This window comes from Streptomyces sp. NPDC096048 (assembly GCF_044763415.1).
GTDB lineage: Bacteria > Actinomycetota > Actinomycetes > Streptomycetales > Streptomycetaceae > Streptomyces.
The window spans coordinates 345,465-357,357 of the sequence record NZ_JBIWGG010000011.1 but is presented as its reverse complement, the minus strand read 5'-3'; the positions used below and the strand labels follow the sequence as shown (position 1 = coordinate 357,357).

The 11,893-nt window shown below is 71.6% G+C and carries 14 protein-coding genes; 7 read left to right on the top strand and 7 right to left on the bottom strand.

From position 1 onward, the window contains the following. The first annotated feature begins 4 nt into the window (after positions 1-4). Genes ACIQ6R_RS29895 through ACIQ6R_RS29885 form a run of 3 tightly spaced genes read left to right on the top strand, consistent with a single transcriptional unit; the run spans position 5 to position 1,919 of the window. Complete coding sequence (locus tag ACIQ6R_RS29895) at positions 5-871, top strand: AraC family transcriptional regulator (RefSeq protein ID WP_404224695.1); 867 nt, start codon at positions 5-7, stop codon at positions 869-871. Further along, the gene (locus ACIQ6R_RS29890; protein WP_404224693.1) at positions 868-1,614 is read left to right on the top strand and encodes an AzlC family ABC transporter permease; all 747 of its coding nucleotides are present in this window, start codon (positions 868-870) and stop codon (positions 1,612-1,614) included. The genes ACIQ6R_RS29895 and ACIQ6R_RS29890 overlap by 4 nt, the downstream gene beginning before the upstream one ends. Beyond that, positions 1,611-1,919, top strand: a complete 309-nt coding sequence (locus tag ACIQ6R_RS29885) for an AzlD domain-containing protein (RefSeq protein WP_210962765.1) — start codon at positions 1,611-1,613, stop codon at positions 1,917-1,919. Before ACIQ6R_RS29890 ends, ACIQ6R_RS29885 begins: the two co-directional genes overlap by 4 nt. Before the next feature lie 6 nt (positions 1,920-1,925). Here ACIQ6R_RS29885 and ACIQ6R_RS29880 read toward each other — a convergent pair whose 3' ends face one another. Beyond that, positions 1,926-2,879 (bottom strand): hypothetical protein, encoded by a 954-nt coding sequence (locus ACIQ6R_RS29880; RefSeq protein WP_404224691.1) that lies wholly within the window; start codon positions 2,877-2,879, stop codon positions 1,926-1,928. Positions 2,880-2,959: 80 nt separating this feature from the next. Between ACIQ6R_RS29880 and ACIQ6R_RS29875 the strand changes: the two genes are divergently transcribed. Further along, on the top strand, positions 2,960-3,154 hold the full coding sequence (locus ACIQ6R_RS29875) for a DUF3046 domain-containing protein (protein ID WP_007445009.1): 195 nt from the start codon (positions 2,960-2,962) through the stop codon (positions 3,152-3,154). Between the two features lie 60 nt (positions 3,155-3,214). Continuing rightward, positions 3,215-4,486 (top strand): AI-2E family transporter, encoded by a 1,272-nt coding sequence (locus ACIQ6R_RS29870; RefSeq protein ID WP_404224690.1) that lies wholly within the window; start codon positions 3,215-3,217, stop codon positions 4,484-4,486. A gap of 165 nt (positions 4,487-4,651) precedes the next feature. On the opposite strand, the gene ACIQ6R_RS29865 is transcribed toward ACIQ6R_RS29870, so the two are convergent. After that, entirely contained in the window at positions 4,652-4,852 is a 201-nt protein-coding gene (locus ACIQ6R_RS29865) for a DUF2191 domain-containing protein (RefSeq protein WP_404224688.1), read from the bottom strand. Between the two features lie 279 nt (positions 4,853-5,131). Here ACIQ6R_RS29865 and recA point away from each other — a divergent pair, with 279 nt between their 5' ends. Next, on the top strand, positions 5,132-6,259 hold the full coding sequence (gene recA, locus ACIQ6R_RS29860; protein ID WP_375915790.1) for a recombinase RecA: 1,128 nt from the start codon (positions 5,132-5,134) through the stop codon (positions 6,257-6,259). 2 nt (positions 6,260-6,261) lie between these two features. Then, positions 6,262-7,146 carry a recombination regulator RecX gene (gene recX, locus ACIQ6R_RS29855; protein ID WP_404224687.1) on the top strand — a complete coding sequence of 295 codons (885 nt, stop codon included), beginning with the start codon at positions 6,262-6,264 and terminating at the stop codon, positions 7,144-7,146. A 117-nt stretch (positions 7,147-7,263) separates the two neighbouring features. On the opposite strand, the gene ACIQ6R_RS29850 is transcribed toward recX, so the two are convergent. From ACIQ6R_RS29850 to ACIQ6R_RS29830, 5 genes are all read right to left on the bottom strand, one after another. Then, complete coding sequence (locus tag ACIQ6R_RS29850; protein WP_404224721.1) at positions 7,264-7,662, bottom strand: rhodanese-like domain-containing protein; 399 nt, start codon at positions 7,660-7,662, stop codon at positions 7,264-7,266. Further along, positions 7,653-8,213 carry a cysteine dioxygenase gene (locus ACIQ6R_RS29845; RefSeq protein ID WP_404224685.1) on the bottom strand — a complete coding sequence of 187 codons (561 nt, stop codon included), beginning with the start codon at positions 8,211-8,213 and terminating at the stop codon, positions 7,653-7,655. Before ACIQ6R_RS29845 ends, ACIQ6R_RS29850 begins: the two co-directional genes overlap by 10 nt. Positions 8,214-8,488: 275 nt before the next feature. Next, positions 8,489-10,117: an FAD-dependent monooxygenase gene (locus tag ACIQ6R_RS29840; protein WP_404224683.1), complete on the bottom strand. Its 1,629-nt coding sequence runs from the start codon at positions 10,115-10,117 to the stop codon at positions 8,489-8,491. 176 nt (positions 10,118-10,293) lie between these two features. Next, positions 10,294-11,190, bottom strand: a complete 897-nt coding sequence (locus ACIQ6R_RS29835) for an amino acid ABC transporter permease (protein ID WP_404224681.1) — start codon at positions 11,188-11,190, stop codon at positions 10,294-10,296. Continuing rightward, positions 11,187-11,852, bottom strand: coding sequence for an amino acid ABC transporter permease (locus ACIQ6R_RS29830; protein WP_121749597.1), 666 nt, complete (start codon positions 11,850-11,852; stop codon positions 11,187-11,189). The genes ACIQ6R_RS29835 and ACIQ6R_RS29830 overlap by 4 nt, the downstream gene beginning before the upstream one ends. Positions 11,853-11,893 lie beyond the last annotated feature (41 nt).

Below are 11,893 nucleotides of genomic sequence, written 5' to 3'. Positions count from 1 at the left end.
GGACATGGCGGCATCGGGCGAGCGGGCACGGCACTGGCGGTACGCGGAGCTGCCCGACGTGGATCTGCTGCGGGCCCAGTACATACGGAAGGCTTTCGTACGCCACACCCACGAGCACTTCGTCATCGCCGCCATCGCCGACGGAGTGGAGGTCTTCCACCACGGCGGAAGCGATCAGTACGCCGGGGCGGGAGCACTCGCCCTGGTCAATCCCGACACCCCGCACACGGGGCGGGCCGGAGTGCCCGAGGGATGGCGTTACGGGGCCGTCTATCCGGCGCCCGAACTCGTGGCCGGGATCGCGGCGGAGACGACCACGCTGCGCGGGACGCCCGGGTTCGTCCGGCCGGTGCTCGACGATCCGTACGCCGTCGAGCTGGTGCACCGCGTGCTGCGGGCCGCCGACGAGGGGAACGCGCTCGCCGCCGACACCCTGCTGCGGGTGGCCGTGACCCGGTTGCTGCGGCTGAACGGCGGGCCGCTGCCGCGCAGGGAGGTGCGGACGGCAGGGGCCGGCATCGCGGCACGCGCGCGTGCCGTGCTGGAGGAGCGGATGGCCGACCCGCCGAGTCTGGAAAGGCTCGCCGGGGAGCTCGGGAGCAGTCCGTTCGCGCTGCTGCGCGCTTTCCGGGACGCCTACGGTATGCCGCCCCACACCTGGCTGACGGACGCCCGGGTGCGCCGGGCGCGGCGGCTGCTGGACGCCGGTACGAGGCCGTCCGAGGCCGCCGTCGCCGTGGGGTTCACCGACCAGCCGCACCTGAACCGGCACTTCGCGAGGATCGTGGGCGTGCCGCCCGGTGCCTACCAGCGGGAGCGCAAGAACGTACAAGACGCGCGACGGCGGCTTCTCCTACCGTCCGAGGCGTGACAGAACAGACAGCTGTTCCCGAGACGGGCGTCGTCGAAGACAAGTCGGACGCCGCCGTCGTACGGGACGCCCTCGGGGTCGGAATCGCCGTCGGACTGTCCGGGTTCGCCTTCGGGGTGACCTCGGCCGGCAGCGGGCTGACACTCATGCAGACATGCGCGCTCAGCCTCCTGGTGTTCACCGGGGCGTCCCAGTTCGCGCTCGTGGGGGCGCTCGCGGCCGGCGGCAACCCGCTCACCGCCGCGGCGGGGGCCTTCTTCCTGGGCGTGCGCAACGCCTTCTACGGGCTGCGGCTGTCGCAGTTGCTGGCCCTCCCGCGCGCGGTGCGCCCGTTCGCCGCGCAGTGGGTCATCGACGAGACGACGGCCGTCGCCCTCGCGCAGCCCACCCGGCGCGCCGTTCGGATCGGGTTCACCGTCACCGGACTCACCCTGTACGTGCTGTGGAACCTGACCACGCTGCTCGGCGCGCTGGGCGCGGAGGCGATCGGGGACACCGACGCATGGGGGCTCGACGCCGCCGGCCCCGCGGTCTTCCTGGCGTTGCTCGCGCCGATGCTGAAGGCCACCACCGAGCGCGCGGTCGCCGCCCTGGCCGTCCTCCTGGGACTCGGCCTGCTGCCCGTGCTGCCCGCCGGTGTGCCCGTCCTGGTGGCGGCCCTGGCGGCACCGGCCGTCCTGTGGGCGCGGGGACGTCGCGGAAGCGGCGCCGTCGAGGACTCCACGCGGGAGGGAGAGCGTTGAGCGTCTGGATCGCGATCGGCGTGACCGCCGTCGGCTGCTACGCCGTCAAACTCCTCGGGCTGCTGGTGCCCGCGGGCGCCCTGGAGCGGCCTCTCGTCCGGCGGCTCGCCGCCCTGCTGCCCGTCGCCCTCCTCGCCGCGCTCACCGCCCAGCAGACCTTCGCCGACGGGCAGGCGCTCGTGCTGGACGCGCGGGCGGCGGGCGTCGCCGCGGCCGCCGTGGCGCTGGTGCTGCGCGCGCCCTTCCTGCTCGTCGTCGCGGCGGCCGTGGTGGTGACCGCGGGCGTGCGGGCCATGGGCGGGTGAGCCGGGTCAGCCGACCGGACGGCCGTACGCGCGGAGCGTGCGCAGGGCCTGGAGTGTCACCCTGGGGCGCGCCTCCAAGGCGGGGGCGGGCGCCCACTGGCGCCGGCGCACGGGCCAGCCGCCGTCCTCCTCCTGCTCGGCCGAGAGAGCGTGCAGGGACCGGTCCATCTCGTCGTCCGTGAACCACGCGCGCGCGAGGGAGTGCGGGTGCCTCGCGTAGTCGTGGGGGAAGTGGTGCTCGCCCGGGGCGTAGCCGGGGGAGACCGGGTACGCGTCGAGGCCGTCCGGGTCCAGCACCGCCAGGCGCTGCTCGCGCACCAGGCGGCCCAACCGGTCGGCCGCCGCCTCCGCGCGCGGACGGTCGGGGGCGGCGTCCAGGAAGGCCACCGCGGCCTCGACCTCGTACGGGTGCGAGGTCCCCAGTGACTCGACCGCCTGCCAGCAGAAGTCCGTGGCCCGGAACAGCCAGGCGTGCCAGACCTCGTTGCGGTGCAGCAGCCCGACCACCGGACCGGTGGCGAGCAGCTCGCCGGGCGGGTCGTCCACGACCGGCACGAAGGGCGCGGTCGGATACCCGCGTTGGCTGGGATGGATCGTCGGCAGGGCACCGTCCGCAGTGGACACGGAGGTCAGATAGCGGCACATCCGCTCCACGCGCTGTCCGCCGCAGCGCCCGACGGCGTCCAGGACGCGCAGGGCGTGCGCGGTGTGCGACGGCCGGCTGACGGGGCCGCGCAGATCGGGTTCCAGCGCGTGGCCGTACCCGCCGTCCTCGTTGCGGTAGGCGTCCAGCGCGGTCTCCACCGGGCCGGCGTCGCCGCCGCGGAAGTGGTACGCGAAGAGGCGCTGCTCCAGTACGCGCGCGGTGAGCCACACGAAATGCTCCGCGCGCGCGAGCGGGGTGCGCGCCGTTTGCGTCGGGGGCGTCGGGGGGAGTGGGGAAGCTCCGATTTCGGCCATGGTCAGACCGTAGGACGCAAAGGGTTCCCGGCACGTGGTCCCGGCGCGGGGCCCACTCTCAGGGGCGGGATACTGGAGTCATGCGGTTGACGGTCTTCTGGGAGCGGATGACGGATCACTTCGGTCCGGGCTACGCCGACACCTTCGCGCGCGACCACGTGATGGCGGAGCTGGGTGGGCGCACGGTGCACGAGGCGCTGGACGCCGGATGGGACGCCAAGGACGTGTGGCGGGTGGTCTGCACCGTCATGAACGTGCCGCGGGAACAGCGTTGACCGGTCACGAAGATCACCGGACGGGACTCCGCTGTCGGTGGCGTGGGCGAGACTTGGTCCGTGGCACCCACTGACGAGACCGGGCAGGCGACCCGGCACGCATCCCCGACCGGTACGACGCCGCCCACCGGTCCCCCGCCCGGCGGCTCCGCCGGGCCGGGCGCCCGTATGCCGCGCTGGCTCCCGCGTGCCATGGTGCTGGCCCTCGCGCTCATCGCCGTCTTCCAGCTGGGCAGCTGGGCCTTCCATCAGCTCACCGGTCTGCTGATCAACGTCCTCATCGCCTTCTTCCTGGCCCTCGCCATCGAACCCGCGGTGAGCTGGATGGCCGGACGCGGATTGCGCCGCGGGCTGGCCACCTTCCTCGTCTTCATCGCCGTACTGATCGCCGCCGCGGGGTTCGTCACGCTGCTCGGCTCGATGCTCGCGGGCCAGATCGTCAAGATGGTCGAGGACTTCCCGGACTACCTCGACTCCGTCATCAACTGGGTCAACGGCCACTTCCACACCGAGCTGAGACGGGTGGACATCCAGGAGGGCCTGCTGCGCTCCGACTGGCTGCGCAACTACGTGCAGAACAGCGCCACCGGCGTCCTGGACGTGTCGGCCCAGGTCCTCGGTGGCCTCTTCCAGATGCTGACGGTCCTGCTGTTCTCGTTCTACTTCGCCGCCGACGGCCCTCGGCTGCGGCGCGCGCTCTGCTCCGTCCTGCCGCCCGCCCGGCAGGCCGAGGTCCTGCGCGCGTGGGAGATCGCCGTGGACAAGACCGGCGGCTACCTGTACTCGCGCGGTCTGATGGCGCTGGTCTCCGGCATAGCGCACTACATCCTGCTGGAGATCCTGGAGGTGCCCTACGCCCCCGCGCTCGCCGTGTGGGTGGGCCTGGTCTCGCAGTTCATCCCCACCATCGGCACCTATCTCGCGGGCGCCCTGCCCATGCTGATCGCCTTCACGGTCAATCCCTGGTACGCGCTGTGGGTACTGGTCTTCGTGGTGATCTACCAGCAGTTCGAGAACTACGTACTGCAGCCCAAGCTGACGTCCAAGACCGTGGACATCCACCCGGCGGTCGCCTTCGGCTCGGTCGTCGCGGGCGCCGCCCTGCTCGGCGCCGTCGGCGCGCTGATCGCCATTCCGGCGATCGCCACACTGCAGGCGTTCCTCGGCGCGTACGTCAAGCGCTACGACGTCACGGACGATCCGCGCGTCCACGGACGCCGGAGCCGCCGGACGGGGCCCGGGACGCCTACGCGACTGCGGAAACTGTGGACCCGGCGTCCGGAGCCGGGCGGCCCCGGGACGGAGAGCGCCGGGAAGGACGGTTCCTCCTGAAGGGCCGCGTTCAGTACGTGAGGCCGGCCCGGTGATGCCGCCCACCTCGAGTACGCAGCGGCGGCGAACAGGGCGCGCGCGATCAGCACAGGGCTGCTCGTGTGGCACAGGCGCGCTACCACGGAGCAGCCGGGGGCCGGCCGGTCCGGGACTGCGGCCGGGGGATCAGCCCTGCGGCTCCTGCGGCTTCGCGTCGACCTCCCGCAGGTTCCGGTCCTTGAACTCGGTGCGGGTCTCCGTGCGGTGGCCGCGGGCGATGTAGTCCCGCACCACCGCCTCGACGGCGTCCTGGGGCGAGCCGATGCCGGCCAGGACCATCGCTTCCACCACCAGTTCGGCGTCCAGACTGACGCTGACCTTGGCCATGGTGTCCCCCTCCTCCACGTCGCATCCGCACTCTAGCCACCCGACCGCCGGCCCGGCAGACGTACGCTCGGAGGTGCCGCGTGGTGCGCTTGACACCAAAATCGAACATCCATTCTCATGGAGGCTCTGGCGAGGCTCGTGACGGGTGATTCGACTGGGTTTGGGCGGAGAAGTGCCCGAGTTATCCACAGGCCGGACCCGCATCAGGGTGGATTGTCAGTGGCAGGCATTAGCGTCTTTGACGTGAAGCGATCGAATCAAGCAAACCGGGTGGAACCCATGGCAGGAACCGACCGCGAGAAGGCCCTGGACGCCGCACTCGCACAGATTGAACGGCAGTTCGGCAAGGGCGCGGTCATGCGCATGGGCGACCGGTCGAAGGAGCCCATCGAGGTCATCCCGACCGGGTCGACCGCGCTCGACGTGGCCCTCGGCGTCGGCGGCCTGCCGCGCGGCCGCGTCATCGAGGTCTACGGCCCCGAGTCCTCGGGCAAGACGACCCTGACCCTGCACGCGGTGGCGAACGCGCAGAAGGCCGGTGGCCAGGTCGCGTTCGTGGACGCGGAGCACGCCCTCGACCCCGAGTACGCGCAGAAGCTCGGCGTCGACATCGACAACCTGATCCTGTCCCAGCCGGACAACGGTGAGCAGGCCCTGGAGATCGTGGACATGCTGGTCCGCTCCGGCGCCCTCGACCTCATCGTCATCGACTCCGTCGCGGCGCTCGTGCCGCGCGCGGAGATCGAAGGCGAGATGGGCGACAGCCATGTCGGTCTGCAGGCCCGCCTGATGAGCCAGGCCCTGCGCAAGATCACCAGCGCGCTCAACCAGTCCAAGACCACCGCGATCTTCATCAACCAGCTCCGCGAGAAGATCGGCGTGATGTTCGGCTCTCCGGAAACCACGACCGGTGGCCGGGCGCTGAAGTTCTACGCCTCGGTGCGACTCGACATCCGACGCATCGAGACGCTGAAGGACGGCACCGACGCGGTCGGTAACCGCACCCGCGTCAAGGTCGTCAAGAACAAGGTGGCGCCGCCCTTCAAGCAGGCCGAGTTCGACATCCTCTACGGCCAGGGCATCAGCCGCGAGGGCGGCCTGATCGACATGGGCGTGGAGCACGGCTTCGTCCGCAAGGCCGGCGCCTGGTACACGTACGAGGGCGACCAGCTCGGCCAGGGCAAGGAGAACGCGCGCAACTTCCTGAAGGACAATCCCGACCTGGCCAACGAGATCGAGAAGAAGATCAAGGAGAAGCTGGGCGTCGGCGTACGTCCCGAGGAGCCGGCCACCGAGCCGGGTGCGGACGCCGCCGCCTCCGCCGCCCCGGCCGACGCGGCACCGGCGGTGCCCGCCCCCGCGACCGCCAAGGCCACCAAGTCCAAGGCCGCGGCAGCCAAGAGCTGACCGTGACACGACGAACCGACTGGGCCGAGTACGCCTACCCGGACAACGCCTCGCGGGAGCGCGAGCGGGGGAGACCGGGTGACGGCGGCTCCGTCGGCATGGACGACGGCGCGTACGGGACGGTCGCGGTCCCGTACGAGACGGACCTGGCCGCGGTCGCGGACGGCACGGCCGATCTCTTCGCGCCGCACGGCGCCGAGGGCCCGTACGACTCCGGCTCTCCCGGCGACGGCGGGGCACGCCGCGGTGACGGCGGCGCGCGTGGCGGAGCACAGCGGGGCCGTGGGACGGGCGGCGGGCGCGGGCGGCGGCGCGAGCGCGCGGAGTCGCCCGCCGAGGACGGAGGTACCACTTCCTCGTCGAGGGCCGAGAAGGGGGAGCCTCCGCGGGACCCGGTCGAGCAGGCACGGGCGATCTGCCTGCGCCTGCTCACCGGGACCCCGCGCACCCGCAAGCAACTCGCCGACGCCCTCCGGAAGCGGGAGATCCCCGACGAGGCCGCCGAGGAGGTGCTGTCCAGGTTCGAGGAGGTCGGCCTGATCAACGACAGCGCCTTCGCGGAAGCCTGGGTGGAGTCCCGGCACCACGGCCGCGGGCTGGCCCGGCGCGCCCTCGCCAGGGAGCTGCGGACCAAGGGTGTCGACGCCACGCTCATCGACGAGGCGGTCTCGCAGCTGGACTCCGAGCAGGAGGAGGAGACCGCGCGCGAACTGGTCGCCCGCAAGCTGCGCGCCACTCGCGGCCTCGACCGCGACAAGAGGCTGCGCCGCCTCGCGGGCATGCTGGCGCGCAAGGGCTACCCCGAGGGCATGGCCCTGCGGGTGGTCCGCCAGGCGCTGGAGGAGGAGGGCGAGGACACGGAGTTCCTCGGCGACGAGGGGTTCTGACCCGGGGTGCGCCGGGTCTGGCCGAGGCGCCGGAGGGCGCACGGACCGGCGAAGCCGACCTTCTGGTGCGCCCGGTCCACCGGGTCGCTTCGACCCTCTGTCACAGGGGCGTGGGGGCTACGAAACGGTCACCGGCAGTCCCGCCGCCCGCCATGCCTGGAATCCGCCGATCAGGTCGGTGGCCCGGTGCAAACCCAGGCGGTGCAGGGACTCCGCCGCCAGACTGGAGGCATAGCCCTCGTCGCACACCACGACGACGCGCAGGTCATGGTCCGTGGCCTCGGGGAGACGGTGGCTGCCCTGCGGATCCAGGCGCCACTCCAGTTCGTTGCGCTCGATCACCAGCGCACCGGGGATCACGCCGTCCCGCTCGCGCAGTGCGGCGTAGCGGATGTCCACCAGCAGCGCCGTGCCGGCCTCGGCGGCGTCGTACGCCGCGCGCGGCGCGATCCGACGGTAGCCGCTGCGCACGCGCTCCAGCAGAGCGTCGATTCCCGTCGGCTCGCTTACTGCCAGTCCTCCGGGCGCTCGACCTGCTCCAGGCGCAGAGTCTGCCCTTTGCGGCTGTAGCGGCGGATCCGCGGCAGGGGCGGGTAGTAGGCGTGCACCGAGACGGCGTGCCGGTCGGGCGACTCGTTGAGTACCTCGTGCACATGGTGCCGGCCGAACGGGCGGCCCTTGCCCGTCGGCAGTCGGCGTTTCCGGTCCACCCCGTCGGTGAGTTCCAGGGTCTTCCAACCGTCGGTGGGCAGGCGGGCGGCGAGCGCGTTCTCCGTGAGCACACCCGCGGCGGTCACGAAGGCGCCCACGGACTCGGCGTGGTCGTGCCACCCGGTGCCCGTGCCGGGCGGCCAGCCGATCAGCCAGGCCTCGCTGCCGCCCGGTCCGGCCAACCGGACCCAGGTGCGACCCTCCGGGTCGAGCGGGAGGGAGGCGATCAGTTCGGCGTCGGCGGCCGTACGGCGTACGAAGTCGAGGAGCTCGGCCTCAGCGGGAGCGGCCGTGGCCGCGGAGGCGGGAGAGGCGGATGGAGCACCGGAGACAGAGGCAGGGGAGGAGACAGACACGTGTACCGTCCTGGGAGTTTCGCGAAGGAGGACGCGGCGGCACGCAGGAGCGGCGCGCGCGAAGAAGTGATGCGAATTCAGCAGGACGGGCGACACACGCAGCCCACATAACGGATGAGGTCCATATGGACCCTCCGCCACAGGCGTACACAGGTGTCGGTCACGATCCGGAGTAGACCACGACGGTGTGGGCCGGTCAACTCACAGTCACCAGATGGACAGCGCCCGGCGACGGCCGACGGCCACGAGCCGCCGGCGCGCCCCCGGGCGGCCGCTCAGCGGGACCCGGTCGCGGCTCCCGCCCCCGCCTCTTCCTCCGTGGGCTCCGTGGCCGTGGTCGTCGCCCCGCCCACCGCCGTCTCCGCCGCCGCGTACAGGTCGGCCGGGCGCACCCCGTTCAGCGCCGTGACGAGGTGACCGTCGGGCCGCACCAGCAGCACCGTGTGGGCCGCAGCACCTGGGTAGCTCTCGGCGACCAGCAACTCGGCGTGATGCGGCAGCGCCGTCACCGCCGCCGCCAGCCGGGGCATGATGCCGGCGGTCACCCAGTGCTTGCGGTCCCACACACCCGTACCCGGCGCGATCAGCACCACCAGCAGCGCCCCGCGCCCGAGCCGGTCGCGCAGCCGCACGAACGTGCCGTCCTCCGCCGTGACCCGCACATCGGTGACGGGCGCCCCGAACGGTGTGCCGACGGACACCTCCCCGGCGAGGTCCGCGGGCGCGAGCGGCGAGTCGGCGTACGTGCCCGGCGCACCCAGCGCCCCGCGCCGCAGGTGGCCGTCCGCGAGCAGCGCGTCGTTGCCGCGGGTCGAACCGGGAACGTAGGAACGCAGGCCTCCGCCGCCGCGCAGCAGCGGCAGCACCTGGTCGGCGGCGCGCAGCCGTGCGGCGATCGCCGTGCGCCGCTCCTCCTGGTAGCTGTCGAGCAGTGCATCACGCGGTCCGTGATGCCAGGCCAGGGCCAGTTTCCAGGCGAGGTTGTCGGCGTCCAGCAGCCCCTCGTCGAGCCCCTGTGTGCCCAGCGCGCCCAGCAGGTGGGCGGCGTCCCCGGCGAGGAGTACGCGGCCCACCCGCCAGCGGCGGGCCAGCCGGTGGTGGACCGTGTGGACTCCGGTGTCGAGGAGTTCGTACGACGGGGTCGACCCCTCGGCCCAGCCGGTGAGAGTCTCACGGACCCGGTTGACCAGCAGCTCGGGCGTGACCAGGTCCTTGCCGGGAGGCAGCAGCCAGTCCAGGCGCCACACGCCGTCCGGCAGGGGACGGCCGACGATCTCACCGGCCGACGGACCGGACGTACGCCATGGGGGCATCCGGTGGAGCAACGCCTCGTCGGTCCACGGGAGTTCGGTGCGCAGTGCGGCGACGGCGTATCGTTCCACCGCCGTACGGCCGGGGAAGCGGATGTCCTGGAGCTTGCGGACGGTCGAGCGGGGACCGTCGCAGCCCACCAGGTAACTGCCGCGCCACCAGGTGCCGCCGGGGCCGCGGGTGTGAGCGGTGACGCCCGAGGTCTCCTGCTCGATGCCGTCCAGACGGCTGTCCACCGCGACCTTGACGAGCGACTCGTGGGCGAGTGCCGTGCGCAGGACATCGGTCAGTTCGTGCTGGGCGATGTGCAGCGGCGCCGGGTCGGTGTCGCCGAAGACGACCTCGCGCGTCACCTGCTTGCGCCGCATCGACCGCCATCCGGCCCAACGGAAACCCAGCCCCGTCAGCGGTGTGCCGGTCAGCCGCTCGACGAGGGTGACGGCGTCCTCGCCCAGGACGACGGTGCGCGCGGGACGCGGTTCGTCCTTGCCCGGTCCTTCGTCCAGCACGACACAGGGCACCTCCTGCCGCGCCAGCGCCAGGGCGAGCGTGAGCCCGACGGGCCCCGCTCCGGTGATGATCACCGGGTCCACGGCGCGACGCCCCCTGCCCGTGACGGTGTCCCGGGGGACGTGGTTGAACAGGACGTTGGAGCAGGGTGCACGGTCACAGAACGTATGCAACCTATTGCCGCTGCTTGCGTCAAGTGACGGAGGCAGTGGCGATCATGCCACTGCCTCCGTTGATGGTCATATGAGGTGACTGAGCGTCAGACGGCCCCGCCGCCGCCGGTCGCAGACGTCCCCGCCATTCCGGCGTCGTCCGCCTTGAGTACCGTGCCGCTCGACTTCTTGGCCCGGCGCAGCCGCCGCTCCAGCCAGCTCGCGAAACTCGTGAGGAGGAAGTTGAGCGCGATGTAGATCACGGCGACCACGGTGAAGCTGGCGATGACGTTGGCGCCGTAGTAGCCGCTCATCGTGTTGGCCGAGGCGAGCAGTTCGGGGAAGGTGAGGACGGCACCGCCGAGCGCCGTGTCCTTCAGGATGACGACGAGCTGGCTGACGATGGCCGGCAGCATCGTCGTGACCGCCTGGGGCAGCAGGATGGTGCGCATCACCTGGCCCTTGCGCAGGCCGATCGCCATTGCCGCCTCGGACTGGCCCTTGGGCAGGGCCAGGATGCCCGCCCGGACGATCTCGGCGAGGACGGAGGCGTTGTACAGCACCAGGCCCGTGACCACCGCGTACAGCGGGCGGTCGTCCGAACTGACGTTGGTGTACTCGGCGAACAGGGCGAGGCCGAAGATCATCAGAACCAGCACGGGGATGGACCGGAAGAACTCGACCACGATCGCGGCCGGGACCCGTACCCACACGTGGTCCGACAGGCGGGCGATACCGAGGATCGCGCCCAGCGGCAGTGCGATGACCACCGCGAGAGCGGCGGCCTTCAGAGTGTTCTCCAGGCCGGGCCAGATGTAGGTGGACCAGGCCTCGGAGCCGGAGAAGAACGGCTTCCACAGGGCCCATTCCAGCTGGCCCTTGTCCTTGAGGGTGCCGAACACCCACCACAGCAGCGCCGCGACGGCCACCACGAAGACCGCCGTGAAGACGATGTTGCGCCGCTTGGCCCGGGGGCCCTGAGCGTCGTAGAGAACGGAGCTCATCGCTTCACCGCCACCTTCTTGCCCACCCAGCCGAGAATGAGGCCGGTCGGCAGCGTCAGAACCACGAAACCGAAGGCGATGACCGCGGAGATCAGCAGCAGCTGTGCCTCGTTCTCGATCATCTCCTTCATCAGGAGCGCCGCCTCGGCAACGCCGATGGCTGCGGCCACCGTGGTGTTCTTGATGAGCGCGATCAGAACGTTGGCCAGAGGGACGACGGAGGAACGGAATGCCTGGGGCAACACCACGTGCCGCAGCACCTGGCCGAAGCTGAGGCCGATCGCCCGGGCCGCCTCCGCCTGCCCGACCGGCACGGTGTTGATGCCGGAGCGCAGCGCCTCGCAGACGAAGGACGAGGTGTAGAGGATCAGGCCGAGGACGGCGAGCCGGAAGTTGATCGTCTCGACGTCGTTCGCGCCGAGGGACACTCCCAGTGTCTGGTTCAGGCCCAGCGACGTGAACAGAATGATGACGGTCAGCGGGATGTTGCGCACGGTGTTCACGTACGCGGTCCCGAAGCCGCGCATCAACGGCACCGGCCCCACCCGCATGGCCGCCAGCATGGTGCCCCAGATCAGGGAGCCGACGGCCGACAGCACAGCGAGCTGCACTGTCGTCCAGAAGGCTCCCAGCAGGTCGTAATCCTCAAGAAAGTCGAACACGATCTCCCGCGCTTCCGCGTGTAGGGATGCCCGCCCCGGTG